This window comes from Brevibacillus massiliensis, from assembly GCF_000311785.1.
Lineage (GTDB): Bacteria > Bacillota > Bacilli > Brevibacillales > Brevibacillaceae > Brevibacillus_C > Brevibacillus_C massiliensis.
Window position 1 is genome coordinate 1 of sequence record NZ_HE978551.1, and the last position, 26,664, is coordinate 26,664.

Consider the following 26,664-nt stretch of genomic DNA (forward strand, 5'->3'; position numbering starts at 1 on the left):
CAAAGAGCATCTTGTCCAAAAATCAGCTTTTATATTATACCAAAATCCTATGGTGTCGTCAAGCTGTGTTATTTGGTTCTCTATCGCACATGAATTAATCTATCATTTTGAAAGCAGAAAGTCAATAGTTTTGTTTTCGCTTTTTTAGGTTATTCTTTCCTGCTCCGTTCTCTTTTTGCGGACGTACTTTGAAATCTCGTTGGGCGAAGCCAGGCGCGCGTACATTTTAAACAGAATGGAATACCGTTCCTCCATGGCCCGCTTGACCAAGTAGTCAATACGCTTGTCGCCAAAGTCCAACAACATCTCTTCCAGCTCTCGTTTTAGCAGGTATTCTAGTTCGTGACATTCCTTTGTAGTAAACAAAAATCCGAGCACAAGATCAGCCTCCGCTTAAAAAACGAGTCTACCCCTATCTTGTCCATCGCCCTACCTGTGTATTCGAAAAAGGAATCCCCACCGTCTTGGAAGGGAGGGGATTCCTTTAAGCTACATATGCATTTGACTTGTTGACACGTGCCAGTTGAATTGCTCAATTAACCTTGGTGTAATCAGACTCTCCACAAGGGCAGCTACCAACAAGAGCAAGACAACCATACAGACCGCGATGGGAAATTGTCTGATGTTGGCACGCCAATCCTGTTTCACCTGTGCTGCCTTCTCTGTCCGCCATATGGCACCCAGCGATCGGATCACCAACACCCCGTAGCGGATACCGAGGGCTGCTGCAAAGACGACCGCAGGCAATTCAAACAAGCCATGCGGAAGCAGTCCTACCAGAAATACGTGCAGGGGACTAGCACCGCCTTGATACAGCTGCTCAAGGACATAACCGATTAATACGCCGTTGGCAAATAAGCCGAAAATCGGAACCACAGCGAAAAATAACCCCAGCAACATCATTTTGATCGAACTTAATACGTTGTTAGTAAAAATCAACCAAAAAGCGGCAGAACTGCTTTTGTCATGTTGCATCGATTTTGCGATTTGCTCTAACTGAGCCATCATATTTTCAGCCAGTTGTTGAACCGCCGGAAGCTTCATAAAACCAATCAAAAACCCGCCGATCAGAAGTAAGCTCGCCGCCAAAAAATACCATTTATTGTCAAACCATAAAGCTCTTATCCGCGAAAACATCCTCTTCACACCTCCCCGCTGTTCTTGGTTTAGTTTATCGTATGAAAGCACTTTTCACTATACCCCTGTGAAAACGAATATCTTGGACCACATTACATAAAATGTAGGGGACAAACAGTTAAAATAACTTCCAGTCAATACCGGCAAGGAGGGGATAGCTTGAAATGTATTTTCCTTGTAACTGCCAAGCGGTTAAAGCAGGCCTTGATTATTTTTACCGCGATTTTGCTCGGTACCGGGATGATTTACTCAGAACGGGATACCCTCACCGTTTTTGCCCAGAACAGCAAAGATAAAGGACCACAAGCCATATACAAAGTGGACACCAAGGACAAGAAAATCGCCTTGACGTTTGACATCAGTTGGGGAGAGGCTCGTCCTGGTCCCATTCTCGATATCCTGAAGGAAAAGAAACTAAATAATAAAGTGACGATTTTTCTTTCCTCGCCTTGGAGTCAGCGACATCCGGAAATCGTCAAGCGAATCGTCGAGGAAGGATATGAAATCGGCTCCCACGGCCATAAGCACGATTTTTACAGCAAGTATACCGACGAGGAAATACGAAACCAAATCGGGAAAGCCCATAACATTTTGACGGAACTGACCAAACAGAAGCCCAATCTCATTCGTCTGCCCAACGGCGACTTCGACAAGCGGGTGCTGCAGATTGCCGGCGAAATGGGGTATACGGTGATCCAGTGGGATACCGACTCAAAAGACTGGCTCAACCCCGGTGCAGACCAAATCGTAAAAAATGTTCTCTCCAAAGTTCACCCTGGCGACATCATCCTGATGCACGCCAGTGATAGCTGTAAACAAACCCATATTGCTTTGCCAGTAATCATTGACAAGCTCCGGGCTGAGGGATACGAATTCGTAACCGTATCCGAACTGATTGCCGGTTCCCAGGTAAAAACCCAGGAAATCAACTGAACGAAAAAAAGCTGGTCCGGTTGGATCAGCTTTCTTGTTTCACCAGGCGATGCAGCTGCATGACCTGCCAGACGTTGCAGAATAATAAAGGGATCACCATAAACAAAATGGATCGGATGTTGTTTTGCTGCAGGGCGGGCACCCACTCAACCGCGGTGACGACGAATAAAAAGAAGACCGTCGGGACAAAGGCGGTTCCATTTGTCAATTTGACCTTTGCTATTCCCGCTACGACCGATACGAAAAGCAGCAAAAGCGGTTCAACGATGTACTGCCCAATCTCTCCGCCGTAAAACGTATAGCGCAAATAAACCATGTCAAAAGCGGCAAACAGGATCAAGAATATTTGAATTCCCTTCCAGAGGGTATTGCTTCTCAAAAAACTAAGCATGAGGTAGTTTAAGGTCATATATGCAAAAAAACCCATTTGGGCAAGGACGCTAATTGTCAATCCGACCAGCAGATTTACCAGCATTCCGATGAAAAAATTGCCAACAGTACCCGCTAACAGCTCTTCTCGGGCAACAAGAAATCCGCCGAGCAAGCCGCCAATTCCTCCAACCACCAGCGTGGTCCAGAAGAGCCAACCATATTTACGTAAATTCAACGCCAGTCCCTCCTATTCGCATCGTTTTTGATTGTACCAACCTAGGCAAGAAAATACTAGCGTATTTGCACAGGAAAATGCACATTTTAAAGACAGAACTTCAAAGGAGGGTCCCAACTTGGTCAACGTCCGTAACTCCTTATGGCTGCCGCTGTTGCTGACTGTGGCACTGTTCGTTACCGGTTGCGGAAGCAGTTCCCCGCAAAGCAGTTCGGCGTCACACCCCGATTATAAATCAACGAAAGCCATGGTACTCGACATATTACAGACGGACGATGCAAAAAAGGCCGTTGCTAGTATGATGAAAGACGAGAAGTTCAAGGCAAACATGGTCCTTGATTCCTCTACATTACGTACCACTATGATTCAAACACTGGGCAATCCAAAGAGCCCGCAGATGAAGCAAATGTTTGAAAGCCCCAGGTTTACCAGCCAGCTGGCCAAGTCGATGAAGGATGAAAACAAAAAGCTGATGAAAGATCTGATGAAGGATCCGGAGTACCAAAAAATGATGGTCAGCGTCATGAAAGACCCCGAATTTGAAAAGAACATGATGGATTTGATGAAGAGCTCTGCCTATCGCAAGCAAACGATGCAGGTGATGAAGGAATCCCTGCAATCACCGCTTTTCCAAGCCGAGATGATGAAGCTCATGACAAAGGCTGCCGAAGAGATGACCCAACCGAAAACAGCAGAGGCAAAAGGCGCCAAGCCGAAAGGCAAAGGCAAAAAAGGCAAAGGCGGCAGAGGCGGCGGTGGCAGCAGCAAATAAATGGAGCTGATCAAAAAAGCACCTGCAAAAGGTGCCTTTTTGATTCGTACTCGGTTTACGCCTGGCTGTGTTTACATTTGTCATCCACGCGTTCCGCCATCTCCATATACAATTTGCCGATGGGCGTTTCCGCCTTGTAAATAGACGGGGTGTAATCAGGCTCCGCCGGGTGGTTTTCCGGTTGACCCAGGGGAATTTGCGCAATCAACTCCGTCGCAAGCTGTTCCGCCAGCTTTCCTCCGCCGCCGCGTCCAAAGACGTATTCCTTCGTCCCGTCCTTTGCTTCGTACCACGACATGTTTTCCACCACTCCCAGGATCTCATGCCCGGTACGAATCGCCATCGCGCCTGCACGGGCAGCTACAAACGCGGCGGTCGCATGTGGCGTCGTGACGATGATCTCTTTGCTCTGAGGAATCATTGTATGGACGTCCAAAGCCATGTCCCCCGTTCCCGGCGGCAGGTCGAGCAGCAAGTAGTCAAGTTCTCCCCAATGGACCTCGCTAAAGAAATTGCGAAGCATTTTCCCGAGCATCGGCCCGCGCCAGATAACAGGAGAATTATCCTCGACAAAAAAGCCCATGGACATCACTTTGACTCCCATCTGTTCGACGGGCAGGATCATCTCGCCGATGACGGTCGGCCTGCGCTCGATATTCATCATATCGGGCACGCTAAAGCCGTAGATATCCGCGTCAATAATTCCTACCTTTTTCCCGAGCCGTGCCAGTGAGACTGCCAGATTGACGGTGACGGTCGATTTTCCGACGCCGCCTTTCCCCGAAGTAATCGCGATAAACGTGGTCCGCGGATCCGAGAGTATCGGATTAAGCGGCCCGGCCTGTCCTGTCTTGCTTTGTCCGCCTCCCCGAAGCTGAGCCGTGAGAGCCGCCCGCTCTTCATCGGTCATGGCACCAAAGCGGACGTGAACCTCACTTGCCCCCAAAGCCTTGATCGCATCGCGGACATCTTCTTCGATTTTGACCTTTAACGGGCAGCCGCTGATCGTCAAAATGACATCAAGGCTTACCTGGCCATCCTCAATTTGGATATTGCGGATCATGTTCAGTTCGACCAAGCTCTTGTTAATCTCCGGATCCTTCACATCACGAAGCGCCTCGAGAACCTGCTCTTTCGTAATCATATGTCCACCTCATTTTTAGGTTATCGAACAAATGGTGATTTGAATTCGGGTTCATTATAACACAGAAAGAAAGCACCGGGCACCGACACGATCGTCAGGAAGTGCCCGGCACCTTCTCACCTGCATAGTGGCGCAGGATGCCTTGATAAATCGCGTTTGCCATCGCCTTTTGATACTCCGACGATTGCAGCATCTTGGCCTCGTTGCCATTCGACAGGAAGCCAACCTCCACTAAGACGGCCGGGCATTCCACCTCACGAATAAGAAAGACGTCACTCGTTTTCTTCGGAGCCCGGTCGGTGTTGCCCAGTACCCGTTTGATCTCGTCCTGGATGAGATACGCCATTTCCCCGCTCTCCTTAAAGCCCGGAAAGTAAAAGGTTTGCGCTCCCGACCACTTGGGCGAAGGAAATGCGTTTAAGTGAATGCTCACGAGAAAATCAGGTGCATTCTTATTGACCAGTTTGACCCGCTCCCTGATATCCTCTGATTTGCGTTTCCCCAAGCGGTGCGCTTCCGGCGTAGCCAGATCTTTGTCTTCCTCGCGTGTCATCACGACAAATGCTCCGGACTGCTGCAGGAAATCCCTCAAGTATAAGCTGATCGGGAGCGTTATGTTTTTTTCGATGGCCGCTCCGTCCCGGCTGACCGCACCGCCGTCAAATCCGCCATGCCCCGGGTCGATTGCAATCACCGTTCCCGCCAGCGGAAGCGTCCATGTCGACCAGGAAGAGTGAGCGGGCATTCTGTAAGTAAAAATGACGATAAGGAGAAAAAAAGCCAATATCCAACCCATTACTTTTCTCGTCACCGTATACCGCCCCTTTGTCCCATGCTTCTCTCACAATACTTATGGGCGGTTGGGACAAATTATACCGACGCGAATTTACCGTATACAAAAAAACCACCTCTTGCCGACAATGAGCAAGAGGTGCTTGCAAGCAGGTATTGATTAACGTTTGGAGAATTGCGGTGCGCGACGAGCGGCTTTGAGGCCGTATTTTTTACGCTCTTTCATGCGCGGATCGCGGGTCAGGAACCCAGCGCGTTTCAGAACGCCGCGCAGTTCCGGATCTGCTTTCAGCAGGGCGCGGGCAACACCGTGACGGATTGCGCCGGCTTGGCCAGTGGTTCCACCGCCCGCTACGTTAACGAGAACATCGTAACGACCCAATGTTTCCGTCAAAACGAGCGGTTGCTTTACGATCAATTTCAGTGTATCCAAACCAAAATAGTTATCCATGTCACGCTTGTTGATCACAATGCGACCTTCGCCTGGAACCAAGCGAACGCGTGCTACGGAGTGCTTACGACGACCTGTACCGTAGTATTGTACTTGTGCCACGAGACTTTTCCTCCCTTACTTAATTAGCCGCGAATTTGCCATACTTCAGGTTTTTGCGCTGCGTGCGGGTGTTCGGAACCTGCATATACTTTCAGCTTGCTAAACATTTGGCGACCCAAACGATTTTTTGGCAGCATGCCTTTAACAGCGAGTTCAAACATACGATCTGGGCGCTTCTTCAACATTTCACCTGCTGTTGTCGATTTCAGACCACCCGGATAGAGGGAGTGAGTATAGTAGTTTTTGTCAGTTAATTTTTTACCACTCAATTTGATCTTGTCAGCGTTGATTACGACTACAAAGTCGCCTGTATCAACGTGTGGAGTAAATTCAGGCTTGAATTTTCCGCGCAGAATAGAAGCAACTTCGCTGGCAATGCGGCCAAGCGTTTGCCCTTCCGCGTCTACAATGTACCATTTGCGCTCAACTTCGAGCGGTTTCGCCATATATGTGGTACGCATGTTTGTCCCTCCTAAAAATGTTGCCGTTCCCTTTTAAAGAGATGATGCTGCAACGGTGGGCAACCCATCCCAGTGTATCATCTACGTACTATCGTTTTTCAATCCCGGGGCTAGAGTGGGGCTAGCGGGGTATGAAAATACCAATGAATATCGTACTACAGAGCATACCCCAGAGTCAAGTATTTTACCGGGTCAATTCGCGTCAATACAAAACTTCCCACATGGTCAGCCCTTTGGCCGGCGCGGTCTTCCCGGCCGCTTCCCGGTCGCGGGCCGCGAGGATCCCGGGAAGCTCGTCCGGATGCCGCTTTCCCTGCCCTACTTCGACCAATGTACCGACAATAATCCGCACCATGTTGTACAGGAAGCCGTTGCCGCGGCAAATCACCCAGATTCGCTCTCCTTCCCGCTCGACCCGGAGATCAAACAGACGCCTTACCTTGTCCTCGACAAACGTCTTCGCCGAGCAAAAAGAGGTAAAGTCGTGCTCCCCGATCAAATGTCCGGCAGCCAGGCGCATCTGTTCGACGTCGAGCGGAAAGCGAATGTGATCCGCATAGCGGTGGCAAAAAACATCGGGAACCGGGGCATTATCGATACAGTAGCGGTATTCTTTTTGCTTGACGTCAAAACGTGCGTGAAAATCCGGCGCCGCTTCCTCGACGGAACGGACGACGATCGCGTCAGGCAGCTGGTTGTCGAGGACAAATCGCCACTTGTCGAGCGGAATCTGGGATGATGTATCGAAGTGGATCACTTGACCGCGGGCATGGACACCTGCATCTGTCCTGCCGGAACCGGTGATCTGAATAGACTCTCCGGTTATGCGGTTGAGTGCGGCCTCGATTTCTCCCTGCACTGTCACCTGGTCCGGCTGCACCTGAAATCCGCTGTAGTCTGTTCCGTCATAAGCGACCGTGCACTTCAGACGCTTCATGCCCGCCACCATCCTAATAACCCTAAAATCAACAAGATCATAAGTGCTGCCACTGCATCACGCCAGCTAAAGCGAAGCTGCCGAAGTCTCGTCCTGCCGCTGCCGCCCCGGTAGCCGCGGGCTTCCATCGCCCAAGCCAGCTCCTCCGCCCGCCGAAACGCACTGATGAACAGAGGAACCGTAATCGGCACCAGGTTTTTCGCCCGCTTCAGCAGATTTCCGCTGTCCAAATCAGCCCCGCGAGCCATCTGCGCCTTGATGATTTTATCCGTCTCTTCTAACAAGGTGGGAATAAAACGAAGGGCAATCGAGAGCATCAGTGAGATTTCATGTACGGGTACCTTGATTTTTTTCAGCGGCGACAGCAGCCGTTCCATGCCGTCAGTCAAATCCAACGGCGAAGTCGTCAACGTGAGCAGAGAACTGATCAACACGAGCAGGGTAAGCCGCAGCGAGATGAAGACAGCCTGCTTCACGCCCTGTTCTTCGATCGTCAACCAGCCCCAGCTAAAGTAGACTGCCCCTCCCTTGGTCGAAAGGAGATGCAGGATAATCGTCAGCAGGATCAAAAACCAGACCGGCTTTAAACTGCGTACCAGGTATCCCGGTGAAATGCGGGCAACGGCAACAGCCGACAGCGTAAAGACGACTAATACCGTATACGTCTGCCAATTGTTGGCCAAAAACACCAGAATGGCAAAAGCCAGGACGAACAAGAGCTTGCTGCGCGGATCCAGAAGATGAACAAACGACCTTCCCGGCACGTACTGACCAATCGCAAAATTCTGCAACACGTTCATAGCCCGGCCCCCTTGGAGGCAAGCATGGTCAGTAAATGCTGCACCAGCTCTTCTTCGCGAAACAAACCGAATGGAATCTGACGCTCGCCGGGAAGCTGCTCATTTAGCTCCTTGATGAGGGAGATCGTCTCCGGGACGTCCAATGACAGCTGCCGCAGCTTTTCCTCCTGGGCAAACACTTCCTCCGGCCTGCCCTGCATGACGACTTGACCATTTGCCATCACGACGATCAGATCGGCGTAACGGGCCACTTCTTCCATACTGTGCGTGACGAGGATGGTCGTGAGCTTCTGTTCCCGATGAATCTGGTAGATGCCCTCCAAAATGGATTTCCTGCCTGCGGGATCGAGCCCGGCGGTCGGCTCGTCCAACACGAGGACACGCGGCTGCATCGCCAGCACGCCGGCGATTGCCACTCTCCGCATCTGGCCGCCGCTCAATTGAAACGGGGAGCGGTCTTTGATGGCCTCGTAATCCAGCCCGACTATTTCCAACGCCTCTTTCGCCCGCTGCATGGCCAGTTCTTCCGGCAGGTCAAAGTTAAGCGGCCCATACGCCACATCCTTGGCTACCGTTTCTTCGAACAGCTGGTGTTCGGGGTATTGAAAAACCAGCCCGACTCGCTTGCGCCATTCGCTTGTCCGTTTGGTCTCAGGAGTAATCTCCCACTCTCCCATGCGCAATCGGCCTGATGTGGGCTTTAACAGGCCGTTCAAGTGCTGGATCAGCGTCGATTTGCCTGAACCGGTCTGACCAATGATCCCGACATACGCCCCCGCCGGTATGGTCAACGAGACATTTGTCAAAGCCGTTTTTTCAAACGGAGTTCCTTTTCCGTATATGTGGCTTACGTTTTCGAGAGTAATTTGCATAGTTCGCGAACCAACTCCTCCCGCTCCAAGACAAGCGGCATCGCTACCCCGTTGGACACAAGCGCCTGGCGAAGGCGAACAGCGAGCGGTACATCAAGTCCGATGGCCTGCAGGCGCTCCGCCTCGGCAAAAACGGCTGCCGGCGTACCGTCAAGCACCACCTTGCCGTCATGCATGACAATGATGCGGTCTGAATGCAGTGTCTCCTCGGGAAAGTGGGTAATGTTAATTACGGTAATTCCTTCTTCACGATGCAGACGATGGGCCAGCGCCATGACCTCTTTCCTCGCCATGGGATCAAGCATCGCCGTGGCCTCATCCAGGATGATGACGGATGGCCGAATCGCCATGATGCCGGCGATCGCGACTCGCTGCTTTTGTCCGCCTGAGAGGCGATGCGGCTGCGCTTGCGAAAAGGATTGCATATGCACCGATTGAAGTGCCTCGTCGATTCGCACTCTCATTTCCTCAGGGGGCACACCTCTGTTCTCCAGGCCAAAAGCCACATCATCCTCCACCGTTGGACCGACGATTTGGTTATCGGGGTTCTGAAAGACCATTCCGACATGGTGGCGAATCTCCCAAACCGTCTCATTGTTGGAAGCGTCGAATCCACAGACGACCAGTACTCCCTGACTTGGCGTCAGCAAACCGTTCAGCAGCTTGGCCAGCGTTGATTTTCCCGATCCGTTGTGTCCCATAATAGATACAAACAGTCCTGTTTCAATCTCCAGATCAAGATCCTTGATGACCAGCGAACGAGGCTCCTGGTCCGTTTGATAACCAAATGCCAGATGTTTTGATACCACCGCAGTTTCAGGCATCACGATGCTCATCACATCCCTTTGAGAAAAGCTTCAATCGAAGCCTTCCCGGAGAAGTAGTCAAGTCCTGTAAAGAAAAAAAGGGCATGAATCAGAATCCAGCTTTCAACCAGACCCTGCCCTCACCCTTTCTAAAAAAGCTTCTTATAAAGATAACCTTGGACTCTTAGTCCACCAGTTCCAAATACGCCATTGGCGCAGCATCGCCGCGGCGAGGACCCACTTTAAGAATACGGGTATATCCGCCATTGCGTTCCGAGAAACGCGGCGCGATTTCATCAAACAGCTTTTGAACCGCATCGCGGCCCTCTGCGTTTGCTGCTTCTTTACGAACGTAAGCCGCTACTTGGCGACGAGCATGAAGGTCGCCGCGCTTTGCGAGAGTAATCATTTTTTCTGCAATCGAGCGTACCTCTTTTGCTTTCATCTCGGTTGTTTCGATGCGCTCGTTGATGATCAGGTCTGTTACCAAGTCGCGGAACAGCGCCTTACGAGCCGCACTTCTACGCCCCAACTTCCGGTATGCCATTTCCTTACCTCCCTCTTACTGACTGAAACCCCTAGTCGTCATTGCGCAAGGAAAGGCCAAGTTCTTGCAACTTTTCCTGTACCTCTTCTAGGGATTTGCGTCCTAAGTTACGCACTTTCATCATGTCTTCTTCCGATTTTTGGGTCAACTCTTGGACGGTATTGATCCCTGCCCGCTTGAGACAGTTGTAGGAACGAACAGACAGATCCAGTTCCTCGATCGTCATCTCGAGAACTTTCTCCTTCTTGTCCTCTTCCTTCTCCACCATGATTTCCGCATCTTTTGCCTCGTCAGTCAACCCGACGAACAGGTTGAGATGCTCATTCATGATCTTTGCTCCAAGGCTGACAGCTTCTTCCGGACGGATGCTGCCATTCGTCCAGACTTCCAGCGTTAATTTATCGTAGTTCGTCATTTGCCCGACACGGGTGTTTTCGACCTGATAGTTAACGCGTTTAATCGGAGTGTAGATCGAATCAATCGGAATGACGCCGATTGGTTGATCCTCCGATTTGTTACCATCTGCTTGAACATATCCGCGACCGCGTCCAGCTGTCATGCGAATGTGCAGACGACCGCCACTTGCCAGAGTAGCAATGTGCAAATCCGGATTCAAGATTTCCACATCGCTGTCAGCGCGGATATCTCCCGCCTTTACAGTACCTTCGCCTTCTGCGTCAATTTCAAGTACCTTCTCTTCATCAGAGTGTATCTTCAATGCAAGCCCTTTGATGTTGAGGATTATTTCCGTAACGTCTTCCACGACACCCTCGACCGTCGAGAATTCATGCAAAACGCCGTCAATTTGTACTGAAGTAACGGCAGCGCCCGGCAATGAGGAGAGGAGTATCCGTCTGAGTGAGTTGCCAAGGGTTGTACCGTATCCACGCTCAAGGGGCTCAACGACAAACTTGCCGTACAGATTGTTGTCGTCTGCCTCCACAACCTCGATTCTCGGTTTTTCTATTTCTATCATTAAACAAACCCTCCTTCAAAACGTCGAAATTCCCGATGGGCTTGTTACAGCCCACCAGTGGAATTTCCTTCGGCGGTTTACCGTTGCGTGCATGTCAAGCCGATAAAGCAGAATCTACCATTCTAGTATGGACATGTTCTGAACTTTGTAAACCCGATTACACGCGGCGACGTTTTGGTGGACGGCAGCCGTTGTGCGGGATTGGGGTAACATCTTTGATCATGTTAACTTCCAAACCAGCAGCTTGCAGAGAGCGGATCGCTGCTTCGCGACCTGCACCTGGACCTTTTACCAGGACTTCAAGAGAACGCATGCCATGTTCCATTGCAGTTTTAGCCGCAGTTTCGGCAGCCATTTGAGCAGCAAATGGCGTGCTTTTGCGGGAACCTTTAAACCCGAGGGCACCCGCACTGGACCAAGAAATTGCATTGCCGTGAGGATCAGTGATCGTCACGATGGTGTTGTTGAAAGTAGAGCGAATGTGCGCTACGCCGACTTCAACGTTTTTGCGGTCACGGCGGCGGGTACGAGTAGCAGTCGCTTGTTTTCTTTTAGCCATGTCAGATTACCCTCCTTTACTTTTTCTTGTTCGCTACGGTACGGCGAGGACCTTTGCGCGTACGAGCATTGGTTTTCGTGCGTTGTCCGCGAACAGGCAGGCCACGGCGGTGGCGAATGCCGCGGAAGCAGCCGATCTCCATCAGACGCTTGATGTTCAAAGAAACTTCGCGGCGCAGATCCCCTTCAACCTTGATGTTCTTGTCGATGTATTCGCGAAGCTTGCTGACTTCATCTTCAGTCAGATCGCGAACACGAGTATCAGGGTTAACACCAGTTGCCGCAAGAATGCGGTTAGCCGTAGGGCGGCCGATGCCGTAAATGTAGGTCAACGCGATTTCCGTGCGTTTTTCGCGAGGCAAGTCAACGCCTGCAATACGTGCCATACTCGAGAAGCACCTCCTTAGAATTATCCTTGTCTTTGCTTATGCTTAGGATTTTCACAAATAACCATTACGTTACCCTTGCGACGAATGACTTTGCATTTTTCGCAGATCGGTTTTACCGACGGTCTCACTTTCATGGTTCTTGCCTCCCTTTTCTAGGGGTTTAATGAAAAACGTCTGCCGTCTTTCAAACGAAACGTATCAGACCGGTTGCGGTCACAAAACGCCGTCAGCGTGCTGCCTGTCTGTCATTTGTAGCGATAGGTGATTCGTCCGCGAGTCAAGTCGTACGGAGACAACTCTACCGTTACTTTATCACCTGGCAAGATCCGAATAAAGTGCATGCGAATCTTACCCGAAACGTGTGCCAATACCTTGTGCCCGTTCTCCAATTCTACCCGAAACATTGCGTTAGGCAAAGGTTCTATCACCGTACCTTCTACTTCGATTACATCGTCCTTGGCCACTCGCTTCTCTCCTTTCATCTGTTCCTCAGTCAGACAATGAGCTGTGCCGTCACCAGCTGGTTACAGCTTTGTCAAAATCTCATAGCCTTCTTCCGTAATCGCGATGGTGTGTTCGTAGTGAGCGCACTTCTTTCCATCCACTGTTACGACCGTCCATTTGTCCTCCAACGTACGGACATACCGCTCGCCGGCATTCACCATTGGCTCGATCGCCAAGACCATGCCCGGCTTCAATCGAGGTCCCCGGCCTGGAGGACCGTAATTGGGGATCTGCGGGTCTTCGTGCAAATCGCGCCCGACCCCATGTCCCACATACTCACGGACAATTGAAAAACCTGCCGCTTCCGCGTGAACCTGTATCGCATGGGAAATGTCAGAGAGACGTGCATCCGGTCTGGCTTGTTCCAAACCCTTGTACAACGACTCCTCTGTCACCCTCATCAATCGCTCCGCTTCTTCCGAAACTTTGCCGACTGCGTACGTCCAAGCGGAATCACCGTGATATCCCTGGAACTCGGCGCCGATGTCGAGGCTGATGATGTCCCCCTCGTTTAGCACCCGCTTTCCCGGGATTCCATGAACGAGTTCTTCATTGACTGAAGCACAGATACTGCCCGGAAAGCCGCCGTAGCCTTTAAAGGAAGGTACTGCCCCTTTGCTTCGAATAAAGGTCTCGGCCAATTCATCAAGCTGTTTTGTCGTCACACCCGGCTTTATCGCACGAGCAAGCTCCTGATGAGTTAAAGCTACGATGCGTCCCGCTTCGCGCATTATCTCAAGTTCCATTCTGGATTTAAGAATGATCATTTGGCTTACCCTCGCAATAAAGAGGAAACTTCCGCAAACACAACCGGAATATCCCGTTCCCCATCGATGTTTCGCAGCAGGCCTTGAGCTGCGTAATAATCAATCAATGGCTGCGTTTGCGCAATATTTACATCAAGCCGCTGTGTTACCACTTCAAGCTTGTCGTCGTCCCTTTGGAACAGTTTTCCGCCGTCTTTATCACAAACGCCAGGTTCTTTTGGCGGGTTGAACAAAGTGTGGTAACTCGTGCCACATACTGGACAAATCCAACGACCGGTCAATCGCTGAATGAGCAAATCGCGACCGACCTGGATGTTAATCACATGGTCAATCTTTTTCCCCAACTCCTTAAGAGTGGCCGTCAGTGCCTCAGCTTGCGGCACTGTCCGGGGGAACCCATCCAGTAAAAAACCTTTATCGCAATCGTCTTTGCCAAGACGTTCACGTACAATCCCGATGACCACTTCGTCAGGAACAAGCAGACCTTTATCCATGTAGGATTTAGCCTCTAGTCCAAGTGGTGTCTCGTCCTTTACGGCTGCGCGAAACATATCACCGGTGGAAATGTGCGGAATGCCAAACTCTTTGACGATACGCTCTGCCTGTGTGCCTTTCCCGGCACCCGGAAGGCCCATTAAAATTACGTTCACGTTCTACTCCTCCATCCATCCGTTCGACTCTGCCCTACTTGATGAAGCCTTTGTAGTGGCGTTTGATGAGTTGGCTTTCAATCTGCTTCATGGTATCCAATGTTACACCGACAACGATCAGGAGCGAGGTACCCCCAATGTAAATCTGCTGCGGCAGATTAGCCAACGCACTGAAGAAGAACGGTAAAACGGAAATGATCATAAGGAATAGCGCGCCGGCCAAAGTCAGGCGGTTCAGCGTACGTGTAATGTAAACCTCTGTGTTCTTGCCAGGTCGAATCCCCGGAATGTAGCCCCCGTTTTTACGCATGTTCTCTGCCATTTGTACAGGGTTAATCTGTACGAAGGTATAGAAGTACGTAAATCCAAGGATGAGCAGGGCGTACAACGTCATCCCCAACGGGTGGCTCACTTGAAAGTTGTTGTAGATCCAATCGGCAATTCCTCCCGTATTGGTCACCCAAAAACTGGCGATCGTCGACGGGAACATCACCAGCGATATTGCAAAGATGACGGGAATGACACCTGCGGAATTCACTTTCAACGGAATGTGAGTCGATTGACCGCCGTACATCTTGCGGCCAACTACCCGTTTTGCATACTGGACGGGAATTTTGCGAATCCCTTGCTGCATGAAGATAACGCCGACAATGATCGCGACAATCACCAGGAAGACAACGACCAGTTTCATAATGGAGAAAAACAGCGTGCCGCTGGTTTCACTGGAGAACTGGGAAGCCAAAATGGTCTCGATCCCCTCCGGAATGGCCGCAACGATCCCCGCTAAGATGATAATCGAAATACCGTTGCCAATTCCCTTTTCCGTGATCTGCTCGCCCAGCCACATCAAGAAAGCTGTCCCTGCTGTCAGCGTCAGCGCAACCAGGATGTAGCTGCCTACCGACGTATCCTTCAGCAATCCCGGATACAAGCGGTTAAACCCGATGGTCAATCCAAATGCCTGTATCAAGCCCAGAATGATGGTTCCGTACCTGGTAAATTGGGCAATTTTCCGGCGGCCAGCCTCTCCTTCTTTCGCCCATTGGGTGAACTTCGGTACAACTTCCATCGAGAGAAGCTGCATGATGATAGAGGCCGTAATATAGGGCATGATCCCCATTGCGAAAACGGAGAACTTCTTTAATGCCCCGCCGGAAAACGTATTGATCAAACCAAACAGGTTGTTGGATGCTCCTTGTTCCAACAATTGAATGTTGATGTTGGGAACGGGAACATGGCTTCCTATTCGGAAGACGACAAGCATCAAAAGAGTGAAAATCACCTTCCGACGCAGGTCGCCTATTCTAAAAATGTTGGAGAGGCTCCCTAACATTAGATCACCTCGGCTGTTCCACCGACTTGAGCAATCTTTTCAGCAGCCGTGCTGGAGAACTTGTGAGCTTTTACTGTCAGCTTCACATTCAATTCCCCATTAGCCAATACTTTTACACCGTCACGAAGAGCACTGATTACGCCGGTCTCTTTCAAGAGCTCAGGAGTAACGACAGTTCCCTCTTCAAAGCGGTTCAGGGCATCCAAGCTCACGATCGCAAATTCTTTGCGATTGATATTGGTAAAGCCGCGTTTCGGCAAACGACGGAACAACGGGTTTTGTCCACCCTCGAAACCAGGACGGACACCGCCTCCGGAACGAGCGTTTTGACCTTTATGACCTTTACCGGCGGTTTTTCCATTGCCGCTTCCGATCCCGCGTCCAATGCGCTTGCGCTCGTGACGGGAACCTTCTGCCGGTTGCAGTTCATGCAGTTTCATGCTTTGGCACCTCCTAACAAAAGAGTCTTTCTTATGCTTCGAGTTCCTTAACTTCAACCAAGTGCTTTACTTTAAAAATCATCCCGCGCATAGCTGGGTTGTCCTGCTTCACGACGGTTTGGTGAATCTTGCGAAGGCCCAGGGCTTTCACCGTCTCCTGCTGGTCTTTCGTACGACCAATCAGGCTACGCTTGAGGGTGATTTGCAATTGATTAGCCATATCCCAATCCCTCCTTCTTAACCTAAGAGCTCTTCAACAGTTTTTCCGCGCAATTTCGCAACGTCTTCCGCTGTTTTCAAGCGGCTCAAGCCTTCCAGTGTTGCGTTTACCATATTGATCGGGTTGTTGGAGCCCAGAGATTTACTTAAAACGTCACCTACGCCGGCCAGCTCGAGCACCGCGCGAACCGGACCGCCTGCGATAACTCCCGTACCTTCTGCAGCCGGCTTGATCAGCACGTTGCCGGATCCAAACCGCCCCAATACCTCATGCGGGATGGTCGTACCTTTTATCGGGACGCGAATCAAGTTTTTCTTTGCGTCTTCAATTGCTTTGCGGATGGCGTCCGGAACTTCCTGGGCTTTCCCCATACCAGCGCCTACATGACCGTTTTTATCGCCAACAACGACCAACGCGCTGAAGCTGAAACGGCGGCCACCTTTAACCACTTTCGCAACGCGGTTAACGGCGACGACTTTCTCTTCTAGCTCTAATTTGCTAGGGTCGATACGCATTCCTTACCCTCCTTGTTTACAGAACATCTTGTTGTTGCCTTAGAATTGCAGACCAGCTTCACGCGCTGCTTCTGCAAGAGCTTGCACGCGACCGTGGTACAAGTAACCGCCGCGGTCGAATACCACTTCGTTAAAACCTTTTTCTTTGGCCCGTTTTGCGATCAAAGAGCCTACAGCAGCAGCAGCCTCTGTGTTACTGCCGGATTTCAGACCGAGTTCTTTATCGAGCGAAGACGCAGATGCCAGAGTAACACCTGCAACATCATCAATCAATTGAGCGTAAATGTGCTTGGAAGAACGAAATACATTCAAACGCGGACGTGCAGCAGAACCCAAGACGCGTTTACGAATGCGCAGATGACGTTTCTTCCGAGCTTTGTTTTTATCGGCTTTAGTAAACATTAAGCGGCCTCCCTTCTCGTGAAACTACGGAGCTTATTTACCTTTTTTCCCTTCCTTACGACGAACCACTTCATCGCTGTACTTGATCCCTTTGCCTTTATACGGTTCAGGCTTGCGGATCGCGCGAATTTCAGCGGCTATCTGACCAACACGTTCCTTGTTAATTCCCTTTATTACCAGCGTAGTTTGGTTGGGAACTTCGATCTCGATGCCTTCTTCCGGAATTACTTCTACCGGGTGGGAGAAGCCGAGAGAGAGGGTTACACCTTTGCCTGCTTTCGCTGCACGGTACCCAACGCCCACCAGTTCCAGCGTACGAGTAAAACCTTCAGACACACCGGTTACCATGTTTGCAATTAGTGCGCGAGTCGTACCGTGCAAGGAACGATGATGTTTGTTATCACTAGGACGCTCAACCACAATTTCGCTGTCGCTTACGTTGATGGTGATGTCCGGATGGAAGCTACGAACCAGAGTACCCTTAGGGCCTTTTACCGTCAAGTCCGTACCGTTCAGGGTAACGGTAACGCCTGCAGGGATCGCTATCGGTTTTTTACCGACACGTGACATGTCTTGCACCTCCTGTGCGTAAATCAATGATTACCAAATGTAAGCCAATACTTCTCCGCCTACGCGAGATTGACGAGCTTGTTTATCTGTCATCACGCCGGACGAAGTGGAGAGAATCGCGATACCCAAGCCTCCGAGCACGCGAGGCACTTCAGTGGATTGAGCGTAAACGCGAAGGCCAGGCTTGCTGATGCGCTTCAAGCCAGTAATAACACGCTCGTTGTTGGGACCGTATTTCAGGAATACGCGAATGATCCCTTGCTTGTTGTCTTCAATGAATTCCGCATCGCGGATAAAACCCTCTTCCTTGAGGATACGGGCGATTTCCTTTTTCAAGTTGGATGCTGGAATCTCCACCTTCTCGTGGCGAACCATATTAGCATTCCGAATGCGAGTCAGCATATCGGCAATTGGATCAGTCATTACCATGAGAGAAAAACCTCCTTCCCGTCTATATTACCAGCTGGCCTTTTTCACGCCTGGGATCTGACCTTTGTAAGCCAGTTCACGGAAGCAAATACGGCACAGTTTGAATTTGCGCAGCACAGAGTGTGGACGGCCGCAGCGTTCACAACGCGTATAAGCGCGAACAGCGAACTTCGGCTTACGCTGTTGTTTCACGATCATCGATTTTTTTGCCACATTTTTCCCTCCTTACGATAGGGTTTATTTACGGAATGGCATACCCATTTGCACTAACAATTCACGGGCTTCTTCGTCCGTTTTTGCAGAAGTGACAATGACGATGTCCATACCGCGTACTTTGTCGATCTTATCGTATTCGATCTCTGGGAAGATCAACTGTTCTTTCAGACCAAGTGTGTAGTTTCCACGACCGTCAAACGCTTTAGGGGAGATCCCGCGGAAGTCGCGTACACGCGGCAGAGAAACGTTGAGCAGCTTGTCGAGGAAGTGGTACATACGCTCACCGCGCAGCGTCACTTTTGCCCCGATCGGCATGCCTTCACGCAGTTTGAAACCAGCGATGGACTTTTTCGCGCGAGTGACAACCGGCTTTTGACCGGAGATCAGCTGCAAATCCTCAACGGCACTATCCAGTGCTTTTGCGTTTCCGACCGCTTCACCAACACCCATGTTGATAATGACTTTCTCTACTTTCGGTACTTGCATCACAGATGTGTAGTTAAACTTCGACATCAGTGCAGGCACGATTTCTTTCAAGTACTTTTCTTTCAATCTTGCTGCCATCTAAGACAACCTCCCTTCCGACCTGACTACTTATCGATTACTTCGCCAGATTTTTTGGCTACCCGTACTTTTTTACCGTTATCCAATACCTTGTATCCAACACGAGTTGGCTGACCGGATTTTGGATCAATCAAAGACACATTGGAAACGTGAATGGCCGCTTCTTGTGTCACAATACCGCCTTGCGGATTTGCTTGGGACGGACGAGTGTGCTTCTTGACAAGGTTCACACCTTCTACCAGCACACGGTCTTTCTTCGGGTAAGCTGCCAGTACGCGGCCTTTCTTCCCTTTGTCCTTGCCCGTAATCACGATAACTGTATCGCCTTTTTTAACGTGCATCGCTTGGTGCACCTCCTATCGAACAAACTGCTTATCTGAATTCTGCCGATTAGAGAACCTCTGGAGCGAGGGAGACAATCTTCATGTAGTCTTTTTCGCGGAGTTCGCGAGCGACCGGTCCAAAGATACGCGTACCACGCGGAGATTTATCATCCCGAATGATTACGGCTGCGTTCTGGTCAAAGCGGATATAGGAACCGTCATTGCGGCGGACACCACTCTTGCTGCGTACGATAACCGCTTTTACTACTTGACCTTTCTTGACAACGCCTCCGGGTGTAGCGGATTTTACAGAGCATACGATTACATCGCCGATGTTGGCTGTTTTCCGACCGGAACCACCCAGCACTTTAATGCACATCAACTCTTTCGCACCAGAGTTGTCAGCTACAGCCAGTCTCGTTTGAGTTTGGATCATAAATAGAACCTCCCTTCGGATTTAATGAACCCGAATTCTTCCTTATACGATAATAGCCTCTTGGACGATCTTCACCAGACGGAATCTCTTGTCCTTGGAAAGCGGACGAGTTTCCATGATCTCGACGATATCGCCAACTTTGGCAGTGTTGTTTTCATCGTGTGCCTTGAACTTTTTCGAGTACTTCACGCGTTTTCCGTACAGCGGGTGCTTTTTGTAGGTTTCTACCAACACCACGATGGTTTTATCCATCTTGTCAGATACGACACGACCCTGCATAGTTCTACGCAAATTGCGTTCTGCCGTCATCGTCAAACCTCCTTCCTTTTATTAGCCGATACCCAGTTCTCTCTGGCGCAGGACGGTTTTCGCACGAGCGATATCCTTGCGCACTTGTTTGATCCGTGCCGTGTTTTCCAGTTGGCCGGTAGCCAGTTGGAAACGAAGGTTAAATAACTCTTCTTTCAAAGAGGAGACGTTTTGTTCGATCTCGGCAGTGGTCAGATTGCGAAATTCATTAGCCTTCATGTGCGTCACCACCCACTTCTTCGCGCTTCACAAACTTGCACTTCACCGGCAGTTTGTGCATAGCAAGGCGCATTGCTTCGCGAGCTACTTCTTCCGATACACCGGCAAGTTCGAACATGATCTTGCCAGGTTTCACAACGGCAACCCAGTGTTCCGGGGAACCTTTACCGGAACCCATCCGCACTTCCAACGGTTTTTGAGTAACCGGTTTGTCAGGGAAAATCTTAATCCAAACTTTACCGCCACGGCGGATGTAACGAGTCATGGCAATACGAGCTGCCTCGATCTGGCGGTTCGTAATCCAGGACGGTTCGAGAGCTTGCAGGCCGTATTCGCCAAACGCTACCGTAGTTCCGCCTTTGGCGTTACCTGTCATGCGGCCGCGGTGTTGTTTGCGGTGTTTTACGCGCTTTGGCAACAACATAATTACTTGCCTCCTTCCTCAGTGGCAGCGTTCTTTTTCGTCGGAAGCACTTCACCACGGTAGATCCATACTTTTACGCCGATACGGCCGTATGTGGTGTGAGCTTCTGCAGTACCGTAATCGATGTCTGCACGCAGGGTGTGAAGCGGAACAGTTCCCTCACTGTACCCCTCGGAGCGGGCGATATCAGCGCCGCCAAGACGTCCGCTAACCAACGTTTTGATCCCTTTCGCTCCTGCACGCATGCAGCGGCTGATCGTCTGCTTTTGAGCACGGCGGAACGAGATGCGGTTTTCCAATTGACGAGCGATATTTTCAGCTACCAACGTAGCGTCCAGATCAGGCTTTTTCACTTCGTTGATGTTGATGTGAACGCGTTTGCCGGTCATGTCAGTCAAAGCTTTGCGAAGTACTTCCACTTCAGCTCCGCCTTTACCGATTACCATACCAGGCTTCGCGGTGTGAATCGTTACATTGACGCGGTTTGCTGCACGTTCGATTTCAATCGTGGAGACAGCGGCGTCTTTTAAACGGTCTTTTACATACTTGCGGATACGAAGATCTTCATGCAACAAGGAAGCGAAATCTTTATCGGCAAACCATTTCGATTCCCAGTCGCGAATAATACCGATGCGAAGACCAACTGGGCTTACCTTTTGACCCACACGTGTTCCCTCCTTATTTCTCGTTTAATACCACTGTGATGTGGCTGGTCCGTTTATTGATGCGGCTGGCGCGTCCCATTGCGCGAGGACGGAACCGTTTTAACGTCGGGCCTTGATCCACGAAGATCTTGCCCACTACGAGATTGTTTGGATCCATCTCATTGTTGTGTTCGGCATTGGCGATCGCCGATTTGATGAGTTTCTCAACGATCGGGGAAGCAGCTTTCGGCGTGTGCTTGAGAATCGCCAGCGCTTCGCCCACTTGTTTGCCTCGAATCAAGTCAACCACCAGGCGAACTTTACGAGGAGCAACGCGAATATAGCGAGCAACTGCTTTAGCTTCCATCTGTAGTACCTCCTCTCTGTGAAGAGAAAAAAATTAGCGCTTCTTGGATTTTTTGTCGCTGTCTACGTGACCTTTGAAGGTACGAGTTGGCGCAAATTCACCCAATTTGTGACCGACCATGTCTTCCGTTACATAAACTGGTACATGCTTGCGCCCATCGTAAACCGCAAACGTGTGTCCAACGAACTCAGGGAAAATGGTAGAGCGGCGCGACCAGGTTTTCACCACGCGCTTTTCGTTCTTCTCGTTTAGCTCGACAACTTTTTTCATCAAGTGGTCATCCACGAAAGGGCCTTTTTTCAAGCTGCGTCCCATATGTGAACCTCCCTTCGCCTAAGGCGATTGCTTATTCTTTCACCCCGCCTTACTTCTTGCGGCGGCGGATAATGTATTGATCGGATTTGTTCTTCTTCTTGCGAGTCTTGAGGCCAAGCGCCGGCTTACCCCAAGGCGTAACAGGAGATTTGCGGCCGATCGGAGCGCGACCTTCACCACCGCCGTGCGGATGATCGTTCGGGTTCATAACGCTACCGCGAACAGTCGGACGGATCCCCAGCCAACGGGAACGGCCTGCTTTACCGATGTTGATCAGCTCGTGATCCAGGTTGCCGACTTGACCTACCGTCGCGCGGCACTCTTTGTGAATGCGGCGGATTTCTCCGGAACCCAGGCGCACGATAACAAAGTCGCCGTCGCGGCCCAACAGCTGCGCTTCTGCACCTGCGGCGCGAACCAACTGTCCGCCTTTGCCCGGCTTCAATTCAATGTTGTGGATCGTCGTACCGACTGGCATGTTTTCCAGCGGAAGCGCATTGCCGATTTTGATGTCGGCATCCGGGCCGGATACGATCTGATCGCCGACTTTCAGGCCAAGCGGTGCCAGGATGTAGCGTTTCTCCCCGTCTGCGTAGTTGATCAGAGCGATGTTGGCAGAGCGGTTTGGATCGTATTCAATCGTAGCAACGCGGCCGATAATGCCGTCCTTGTTGCGTTTGAAGTCAATAATGCGGTACTTGCGCTTATGACCGCCACCGTGATGACGAACGGTAATTCTACCTTGGTTGTTGCGACCTGCTTTCTTGTTAAGAGGCGCAAGCAGAGATTTCTCCGGAGTGGAGGTGGTGATCTCTTCGAAGGTAGATACCGTCATTTGGCGACGACCAGGAGAAGTTGGTTTAAACTTCTTGATACCCATTTTTTATACCCTCCTTAGGAAAAGTCGTCGGGCTTACACGCCTTCGTAGAATTCCAGCTCTTTGCTGTCGGCAGTCAACTTGACAATCGCCTTTTTCCACTCAGAAGTGTAACCAGAGTATTTACCATAGCGCTTCGGTTTCGCAGGAACACGCATCGTGTTGACTGCCTCCACTTTTACGCCGAATACTTTTTCCACAGCTTGCTTGATTTCGGTTTTGTTGGCTTTCAACGGCACTTCGAAAACGTACTTCTTGTCAGCCATCATTTCAGTGGTGCGCTCCGTAATGATAGGGCGCTTGATGAGATCAAATTGGCTCTTCATTAGGCGAGCACCTCCTCAACTTTGGCAACCGCATCTTTTGTTACGATTACCTTGTCGTGAGCCACGAGGTCAAGCACGTTGATGCCGGCAGCATCGATGAACTTGGCACCCGGGATGTTGCGGGTAGAGAGCGCCACGTTTTGGTCGTAATCGGAGGTAACGACCAGCACTTTGCGGTCTGCTTTCAGGTTGGTCAGTACTCCAACCATTTCTTTCGTCTTCGGTGCAGCGATGTTCAGTGCATCCAGCACCAGCAGTTCATTGTTTTGCACTTTTGAGGAAAGCGCAGATTTCAAAGCCAAACGGCGAACTTTGCGGTTCAGCTTATAGCCGTATTTACGAGGCGTAGGTCCGAATACGACACCGCCGCCTTTCCACTGCGGAGCGCGAATGGAGCCTTGACGGGCACGCCCGGTTCCTTTTTGACGCCACGGCTTGCGACCGCCGCCGCTGACTTCCGAACGATTTTTTACATCATGAGTTCCCTGACGACGGGAAGCCTGTTGCATAATAATCGCATCATACAGGACCGCATTGTTAGGCTCAACTCCGAACACGCTGTCCGCCAGTTCGATTTCGCCCACCTGTGCGCCTGCTTGGTTATAGAGAGCTACTTTTGGCATGTCAGTTCCTCCTTTCCTTACTTCTTGACAGCCGAACGAACGACTACGTAGCTGTTTTTGGGTCCAGGTATAGAACCTTTTACCAAAATGAGGTTGCGATCAGCATCAACTTTAATAACTTCCAGGTTCTGGATCGTCACATTGTCGCCGCCCATTTGACCTGGCAGGGTTTGACCTTTAAATACGCGGTTCGGAGCAATCGCACCGAGCGAACCTGGTCCGCGATGGTAACGGGAACCGTGAGCCATCGGACCGCGAGCTTGGTTGTGGCGCTTGATCGCACCGGCATATCCTTTTCCTTTCGTCACGCCGGATACGTCAACAACTTCTCCTGCGGCGAAAATATCTGCTTTGATTTCCTGACCCACCTCGTACTCATCGAGGTTTACTCCGCGCACTTCGCGGATGAAGCGCTTAGGTGCCGTATTGGCTTTCGCGGAATGACCTTTTTCCGGTTTGTTCGCGCGATGTTCTTTCTTGTCCTCGAAACCGATTTGAATCGCCTCGTAACCGTCGTTTGCTTTATCCTTCTTTTGAAGAACAACGCAAGGACCGGCTTCGATAACCGTAACAGCGATTGCTGTACCGTTCGGACCGAACACTTGGGTCATCCCAAGTTTTTTCCCTAAGATTCCTTTGGTCATGTGTGCCACCTCCTGTGCATAATTCCTGTTTCACTTTTTCTCGACTCAGATGTTGCGAACAGCGGCTCTGGCGCATCGCTTTCGCGAACAAAGCCTTCTTTGTTTGTTGAATCAAGTCCCTACCGATGTGCAGGGTCGCTGTTTGCTTGTATGACGATTAACGCTTGTTGTCCTAAGACAACGCCTGCGTGTGTGTCGCGATTTTCGCTTACAGTTTGATTTCGATGTCTACACCCGACGGCAGGTCAAGACGCATCAACGCATCGACAGTTTGCGGTGTCGGATTTAAGATGTCGATCAGACGCTTATGTGTACGCATCTCGAACTGTTCACGAGAATCCTTATACTTGTGCACCGCACGAAGGATCGTGTACACCGCTTTCTCCGTAGGAAGTGGAATCGGACCAGAAACATTGGCTCCGGAACGCTTCGCAGTTTCCACGATTTTTTCAGCGGATTGATCGAGGATTTTGTGATCGTACGCTTTAAGACGGATACGAATCTTTTGTTTTGCCATTTGAGTCCCTCCTTTTTCGCCCATTTTATAACGGACATTTCTCAGTGGAAATATCCTGCACCCCAGCCATGGCAAAGGGGCCGGGTGTGTCAGCAACCTCCCACATCATCGCAAGTCCATGACCAACATTCACTATTGTACTAAAATTGAATAGGCAACGCAAGAATTTTTCTCACGTTGCCTAGAAAATTAAGCAACGTCGCCTATTTTAGCTGTGGAGCACATTGATTTTCAAGCGGAAGCAGCTGGCAACCCGTTGCCTTATGATAAAATAAAAGGGGATAAACATTCCTTGTGCCGCATGGCGGTCACATATCGTGTTGTGAACAACATCAAGTTGTTTTCATAACAGAAAAACTATACCATTAAAAGGAGCCTTTTATGATGTCCGATCATATTGAAAGCCAGTACCATCTCATCGGCGGAGACAAAACAATTGCCCGCCTTGTCGATGTTTTTTATGATCTCGTCGCCAAACATCCCGATCTGGCGCCTATTTTCCCGGAAGATTTGACGGAAACGAGACAGAACCAGTATTGGTTCCTCACGCAGTTTCTCGGCGGCCCGGCACTTTACAGTCAACATCGCGGCCACCCCAAGCTGCGAGCCCGACACATGCCCTTTCCAGTTACACCGAAGCGGGCAGAAGCGTGGTTATCCTGTATGAGCAAAGCCATGGACAGCATAGGCTTGGAAGGGGAGGTCCGCAAAAGTATTTTTGAACGCCTTACCCTCACTGCCTACCATATGATTAATACCCCGCAAAACGAAGAAAAAGCGTAGGTGAGTCCTGCGCTTTCTTGCTTCCTACATTTTTACACTATTTACTTTCTCTGATGCTGTCAGCATGATATTCTTTTCCCGTGCCTGTGAACCGAGGTATACGCCCAGTACGATCAGCAGCAGTGCAAGGGCATGAATCGGCTGTAGTGACTCACCCAGCAACAAGGCAGCAAAGATCAAGCTGGCCAGCGGCATTCCATTTAGAAAGATGGCAGTTCTGCCTGCCCCCAGGCGGCCGATCCCAAAGTTCCAGCCAAGCGAACCGAGTGCTGTCGCAAGTACGCCTGAAGTAAAAATCACCAGCCAGGTGAAAGGACGCGTGTCGACTACGGAAAATACTTCGAACGGGTAGACGGTTACGGCGAGCAGCCACAACATAATAGAAGCAATCACTTGTGAGTATGCCGTGATGAGTAACGGCGGAATCCCTTTGGAAGTCGCCTTGCGAACAAAAAGCCCGCCGATCACATACATCAGCATCGATCCGAAAATCAGCAAGTCGCCCCAACCGCTAAAGTGAATCCGGCTCTGTGTCGCCACCACGAGCAGGACTCCGCTAAAACCGAGGGTTATGCCGATTCCCTTGCGCTTGGTCAGCGGTTCTCCCAGCAAGGGTACCGCTAGCAGCGCTGTAGCCAATGGATTCAAGCCCAAAATAAGCGATGTAGTTCCAGCCGTCGTTTGCTGTACACCTATTGACAATAATACCTGGTGCATCGTGACGGATGTCAAGCCGACCAACCCGACCAGCAGCCAGTCGGTGCGCGAAAGTCTGATTCTTTTGATATTCCACAATACAACTGGCAGCAGCGCTAATGCTGCGACAGACATTCGAATCGCCGAGATGAGAAGGGGCGGAAAAAAAGTTAGATACTTCACCATCACGACGTTAAGCCCCCACATGGTGACGACAGCCGACAGCAGCAAATAAATTGTCCGTTCTTTCAGTCAAATTTCCCTCC

Annotated in this window: 45 protein-coding genes; 3 read left to right on the forward strand and 42 right to left on the reverse strand. The window is 50.5% G+C overall.

The window, feature by feature from the left end:
• Positions 1-144: 144 nt before the first annotated feature.
• On the reverse strand, positions 145-378 hold the full coding sequence (locus HGBM_RS23365; protein ID WP_019123500.1) for a hypothetical protein: 234 nt from the start codon (positions 376-378) through the stop codon (positions 145-147).
• Positions 379-489: 111 nt separating this feature from the next.
• Positions 490-1,137, reverse strand: coding sequence for a stage II sporulation protein M (locus HGBM_RS23370; protein ID WP_019123501.1), 648 nt, complete (start codon positions 1,135-1,137; stop codon positions 490-492).
• Positions 1,138-1,296: 159 nt separating this feature from the next.
• On the opposite strand from HGBM_RS23370, the gene pdaB reads away from it, so the two are divergent.
• Positions 1,297-2,070, forward strand: coding sequence for a polysaccharide deacetylase family sporulation protein PdaB (pdaB, locus tag HGBM_RS23375; protein WP_019123502.1), 774 nt, complete (start codon positions 1,297-1,299; stop codon positions 2,068-2,070).
• A 25-nt stretch (positions 2,071-2,095) separates the two neighbouring features.
• On the opposite strand, the gene HGBM_RS23380 is transcribed toward pdaB, so the two are convergent.
• The gene (locus HGBM_RS23380) at positions 2,096-2,677 is read right to left on the reverse strand and encodes a KinB-signaling pathway activation protein (protein WP_019123503.1); all 582 of its coding nucleotides are present in this window, start codon (positions 2,675-2,677) and stop codon (positions 2,096-2,098) included.
• Between the two features lie 118 nt (positions 2,678-2,795).
• Between HGBM_RS23380 and gerD the strand changes: the two genes are divergently transcribed.
• Positions 2,796-3,449, forward strand: a complete 654-nt coding sequence (gene gerD / locus HGBM_RS23385; RefSeq protein ID WP_019123504.1) for a spore germination lipoprotein GerD — start codon at positions 2,796-2,798, stop codon at positions 3,447-3,449.
• 55 nt (positions 3,450-3,504) lie between these two features.
• On the opposite strand, the gene HGBM_RS23390 is transcribed toward gerD, so the two are convergent.
• The 38 genes from HGBM_RS23390 to rpsJ all read right to left on the reverse strand — a co-directional run bounded on the left by HGBM_RS23390 (position 3,505) and on the right by rpsJ (position 24,919).
• Positions 3,505-4,593: a P-loop NTPase gene (locus HGBM_RS23390; protein WP_019123505.1), complete on the reverse strand. Its 1,089-nt coding sequence runs from the start codon at positions 4,591-4,593 to the stop codon at positions 3,505-3,507.
• A 94-nt stretch (positions 4,594-4,687) separates the two neighbouring features.
• The gene (cwlD, locus tag HGBM_RS23395; RefSeq protein ID WP_026074623.1) at positions 4,688-5,404 is read right to left on the reverse strand and encodes an N-acetylmuramoyl-L-alanine amidase CwlD; all 717 of its coding nucleotides are present in this window, start codon (positions 5,402-5,404) and stop codon (positions 4,688-4,690) included.
• A gap of 141 nt (positions 5,405-5,545) precedes the next feature.
• Positions 5,546-5,938, reverse strand: coding sequence for a 30S ribosomal protein S9 (rpsI, locus tag HGBM_RS23400; RefSeq protein ID WP_019123507.1), 393 nt, complete (start codon positions 5,936-5,938; stop codon positions 5,546-5,548).
• A gap of 23 nt (positions 5,939-5,961) precedes the next feature.
• Positions 5,962-6,399 (reverse strand): 50S ribosomal protein L13, encoded by a 438-nt coding sequence (gene rplM / locus HGBM_RS23405; RefSeq protein ID WP_019123508.1) that lies wholly within the window; start codon positions 6,397-6,399, stop codon positions 5,962-5,964.
• 202 nt (positions 6,400-6,601) lie between these two features.
• A complete protein-coding gene (gene truA, locus HGBM_RS23410) occupies positions 6,602-7,336 on the reverse strand; it encodes a tRNA pseudouridine(38-40) synthase TruA (RefSeq protein WP_019123509.1) in 735 nt (244 codons plus the stop codon).
• Positions 7,333-8,136, reverse strand: coding sequence for an energy-coupling factor transporter transmembrane component T family protein (locus HGBM_RS23415; RefSeq protein WP_019123510.1), 804 nt, complete (start codon positions 8,134-8,136; stop codon positions 7,333-7,335). Before HGBM_RS23415 ends, truA begins: the two co-directional genes overlap by 4 nt.
• Positions 8,133-9,008, reverse strand: a complete 876-nt coding sequence (locus HGBM_RS23420) for an energy-coupling factor transporter ATPase (RefSeq protein WP_019123511.1) — start codon at positions 9,006-9,008, stop codon at positions 8,133-8,135. The genes HGBM_RS23415 and HGBM_RS23420 overlap by 4 nt, the downstream gene beginning before the upstream one ends.
• Positions 8,984-9,844, reverse strand: a complete 861-nt coding sequence (locus tag HGBM_RS23425) for an energy-coupling factor transporter ATPase (RefSeq protein WP_019123512.1) — start codon at positions 9,842-9,844, stop codon at positions 8,984-8,986. The genes HGBM_RS23420 and HGBM_RS23425 overlap by 25 nt, the downstream gene beginning before the upstream one ends.
• A 154-nt stretch (positions 9,845-9,998) precedes the next feature.
• The gene (gene rplQ / locus HGBM_RS23430; protein ID WP_019123513.1) at positions 9,999-10,361 is read right to left on the reverse strand and encodes a 50S ribosomal protein L17; all 363 of its coding nucleotides are present in this window, start codon (positions 10,359-10,361) and stop codon (positions 9,999-10,001) included.
• A gap of 31 nt (positions 10,362-10,392) precedes the next feature.
• Positions 10,393-11,337 carry a DNA-directed RNA polymerase subunit alpha gene (locus tag HGBM_RS23435; RefSeq protein ID WP_019123514.1) on the reverse strand — a complete coding sequence of 315 codons (945 nt, stop codon included), beginning with the start codon at positions 11,335-11,337 and terminating at the stop codon, positions 10,393-10,395.
• Positions 11,338-11,494: 157 nt separating this feature from the next.
• Entirely contained in the window at positions 11,495-11,896 is a 402-nt protein-coding gene (rpsK, locus tag HGBM_RS23440) for a 30S ribosomal protein S11 (protein ID WP_019123515.1), read from the reverse strand.
• Between the two features lie 16 nt (positions 11,897-11,912).
• Positions 11,913-12,281, reverse strand: a complete 369-nt coding sequence (gene rpsM / locus HGBM_RS23445) for a 30S ribosomal protein S13 (protein ID WP_019123516.1) — start codon at positions 12,279-12,281, stop codon at positions 11,913-11,915.
• A 23-nt stretch (positions 12,282-12,304) separates the two neighbouring features.
• The gene (gene rpmJ, locus HGBM_RS29910) at positions 12,305-12,418 is read right to left on the reverse strand and encodes a 50S ribosomal protein L36 (protein ID WP_021296640.1); all 114 of its coding nucleotides are present in this window, start codon (positions 12,416-12,418) and stop codon (positions 12,305-12,307) included.
• A 111-nt stretch (positions 12,419-12,529) separates the two neighbouring features.
• Positions 12,530-12,748, reverse strand: a complete 219-nt coding sequence (gene infA / locus HGBM_RS23450) for a translation initiation factor IF-1 (protein WP_003333772.1) — start codon at positions 12,746-12,748, stop codon at positions 12,530-12,532.
• 60 nt (positions 12,749-12,808) lie between these two features.
• Complete coding sequence (gene map / locus HGBM_RS23455) at positions 12,809-13,555, reverse strand: type I methionyl aminopeptidase (RefSeq protein WP_019123517.1); 747 nt, start codon at positions 13,553-13,555, stop codon at positions 12,809-12,811.
• 5 nt (positions 13,556-13,560) lie between these two features.
• Positions 13,561-14,205, reverse strand: coding sequence for an adenylate kinase (locus HGBM_RS23460; protein ID WP_019123518.1), 645 nt, complete (start codon positions 14,203-14,205; stop codon positions 13,561-13,563).
• A gap of 34 nt (positions 14,206-14,239) precedes the next feature.
• Positions 14,240-15,538, reverse strand: coding sequence for a preprotein translocase subunit SecY (gene secY / locus HGBM_RS23465; protein ID WP_026074626.1), 1,299 nt, complete (start codon positions 15,536-15,538; stop codon positions 14,240-14,242).
• On the reverse strand, positions 15,538-15,978 hold the full coding sequence (gene rplO, locus HGBM_RS23470) for a 50S ribosomal protein L15 (RefSeq protein WP_019123520.1): 441 nt from the start codon (positions 15,976-15,978) through the stop codon (positions 15,538-15,540). Before rplO ends, secY begins: the two co-directional genes overlap by 1 nt.
• 31 nt (positions 15,979-16,009) lie before the next feature.
• Entirely contained in the window at positions 16,010-16,198 is a 189-nt protein-coding gene (gene rpmD / locus HGBM_RS23475; RefSeq protein ID WP_019123521.1) for a 50S ribosomal protein L30, read from the reverse strand.
• Positions 16,199-16,215: 17 nt separating this feature from the next.
• Positions 16,216-16,713, reverse strand: coding sequence for a 30S ribosomal protein S5 (rpsE, locus tag HGBM_RS23480; protein ID WP_019123522.1), 498 nt, complete (start codon positions 16,711-16,713; stop codon positions 16,216-16,218).
• A gap of 39 nt (positions 16,714-16,752) precedes the next feature.
• Positions 16,753-17,115, reverse strand: coding sequence for a 50S ribosomal protein L18 (gene rplR / locus HGBM_RS23485; RefSeq protein WP_019123523.1), 363 nt, complete (start codon positions 17,113-17,115; stop codon positions 16,753-16,755).
• Between the two features lie 33 nt (positions 17,116-17,148).
• On the reverse strand, positions 17,149-17,685 hold the full coding sequence (gene rplF, locus HGBM_RS23490) for a 50S ribosomal protein L6 (protein WP_019123524.1): 537 nt from the start codon (positions 17,683-17,685) through the stop codon (positions 17,149-17,151).
• Positions 17,686-17,715: 30 nt separating this feature from the next.
• On the reverse strand, positions 17,716-18,114 hold the full coding sequence (gene rpsH / locus HGBM_RS23495) for a 30S ribosomal protein S8 (RefSeq protein WP_019123525.1): 399 nt from the start codon (positions 18,112-18,114) through the stop codon (positions 17,716-17,718).
• 27 nt (positions 18,115-18,141) lie between these two features.
• Positions 18,142-18,327, reverse strand: coding sequence for a type Z 30S ribosomal protein S14 (locus HGBM_RS23500; RefSeq protein WP_019123526.1), 186 nt, complete (start codon positions 18,325-18,327; stop codon positions 18,142-18,144).
• A gap of 24 nt (positions 18,328-18,351) precedes the next feature.
• Positions 18,352-18,894, reverse strand: coding sequence for a 50S ribosomal protein L5 (gene rplE / locus HGBM_RS23505; RefSeq protein ID WP_019123527.1), 543 nt, complete (start codon positions 18,892-18,894; stop codon positions 18,352-18,354).
• 26 nt (positions 18,895-18,920) lie between these two features.
• Positions 18,921-19,235: a 50S ribosomal protein L24 gene (gene rplX / locus HGBM_RS23510; RefSeq protein ID WP_019123528.1), complete on the reverse strand. Its 315-nt coding sequence runs from the start codon at positions 19,233-19,235 to the stop codon at positions 18,921-18,923.
• 49 nt (positions 19,236-19,284) lie between these two features.
• Positions 19,285-19,653 (reverse strand): 50S ribosomal protein L14, encoded by a 369-nt coding sequence (rplN, locus tag HGBM_RS23515; RefSeq protein ID WP_019123529.1) that lies wholly within the window; start codon positions 19,651-19,653, stop codon positions 19,285-19,287.
• A 42-nt stretch (positions 19,654-19,695) separates the two neighbouring features.
• Complete coding sequence (gene rpsQ / locus HGBM_RS23520) at positions 19,696-19,962, reverse strand: 30S ribosomal protein S17 (protein ID WP_019123530.1); 267 nt, start codon at positions 19,960-19,962, stop codon at positions 19,696-19,698.
• A 21-nt stretch (positions 19,963-19,983) separates the two neighbouring features.
• On the reverse strand, positions 19,984-20,181 hold the full coding sequence (rpmC, locus tag HGBM_RS23525) for a 50S ribosomal protein L29 (protein ID WP_019123531.1): 198 nt from the start codon (positions 20,179-20,181) through the stop codon (positions 19,984-19,986).
• Positions 20,171-20,605 carry a 50S ribosomal protein L16 gene (rplP, locus tag HGBM_RS23530; RefSeq protein WP_019123532.1) on the reverse strand — a complete coding sequence of 145 codons (435 nt, stop codon included), beginning with the start codon at positions 20,603-20,605 and terminating at the stop codon, positions 20,171-20,173. The genes rpmC and rplP overlap by 11 nt, the downstream gene beginning before the upstream one ends.
• A 2-nt stretch (positions 20,606-20,607) precedes the next feature.
• On the reverse strand, positions 20,608-21,270 hold the full coding sequence (gene rpsC / locus HGBM_RS23535; protein WP_019123533.1) for a 30S ribosomal protein S3: 663 nt from the start codon (positions 21,268-21,270) through the stop codon (positions 20,608-20,610).
• 13 nt (positions 21,271-21,283) lie between these two features.
• A complete protein-coding gene (rplV, locus tag HGBM_RS23540) occupies positions 21,284-21,616 on the reverse strand; it encodes a 50S ribosomal protein L22 (RefSeq protein ID WP_019123534.1) in 333 nt (110 codons plus the stop codon).
• 33 nt (positions 21,617-21,649) lie between these two features.
• Entirely contained in the window at positions 21,650-21,931 is a 282-nt protein-coding gene (rpsS, locus tag HGBM_RS23545) for a 30S ribosomal protein S19 (protein WP_019123535.1), read from the reverse strand.
• A gap of 49 nt (positions 21,932-21,980) precedes the next feature.
• Entirely contained in the window at positions 21,981-22,811 is an 831-nt protein-coding gene (gene rplB, locus HGBM_RS23550) for a 50S ribosomal protein L2 (protein WP_019123536.1), read from the reverse strand.
• Between the two features lie 33 nt (positions 22,812-22,844).
• The gene (gene rplW, locus HGBM_RS23555; protein WP_019123537.1) at positions 22,845-23,135 is read right to left on the reverse strand and encodes a 50S ribosomal protein L23; all 291 of its coding nucleotides are present in this window, start codon (positions 23,133-23,135) and stop codon (positions 22,845-22,847) included.
• On the reverse strand, positions 23,135-23,758 hold the full coding sequence (gene rplD / locus HGBM_RS23560; protein WP_019123538.1) for a 50S ribosomal protein L4: 624 nt from the start codon (positions 23,756-23,758) through the stop codon (positions 23,135-23,137). The genes rplW and rplD overlap by 1 nt, the downstream gene beginning before the upstream one ends.
• Before the next feature lie 17 nt (positions 23,759-23,775).
• A complete protein-coding gene (gene rplC / locus HGBM_RS23565; RefSeq protein WP_019123539.1) occupies positions 23,776-24,402 on the reverse strand; it encodes a 50S ribosomal protein L3 in 627 nt (208 codons plus the stop codon).
• Between the two features lie 208 nt (positions 24,403-24,610).
• Positions 24,611-24,919: a 30S ribosomal protein S10 gene (gene rpsJ, locus HGBM_RS23570; RefSeq protein WP_003333796.1), complete on the reverse strand. Its 309-nt coding sequence runs from the start codon at positions 24,917-24,919 to the stop codon at positions 24,611-24,613.
• Positions 24,920-25,303: 384 nt separating this feature from the next.
• Here rpsJ and HGBM_RS23575 point away from each other — a divergent pair, with 384 nt between their 5' ends.
• Positions 25,304-25,702, forward strand: coding sequence for a globin domain-containing protein (locus HGBM_RS23575; protein WP_019123540.1), 399 nt, complete (start codon positions 25,304-25,306; stop codon positions 25,700-25,702).
• 24 nt (positions 25,703-25,726) lie between these two features.
• On the opposite strand, the gene HGBM_RS23580 is transcribed toward HGBM_RS23575, so the two are convergent.
• Positions 25,727-26,629 (reverse strand): DMT family transporter, encoded by a 903-nt coding sequence (locus HGBM_RS23580; RefSeq protein WP_019123541.1) that lies wholly within the window; start codon positions 26,627-26,629, stop codon positions 25,727-25,729.
• Positions 26,630-26,664 lie beyond the last annotated feature (35 nt).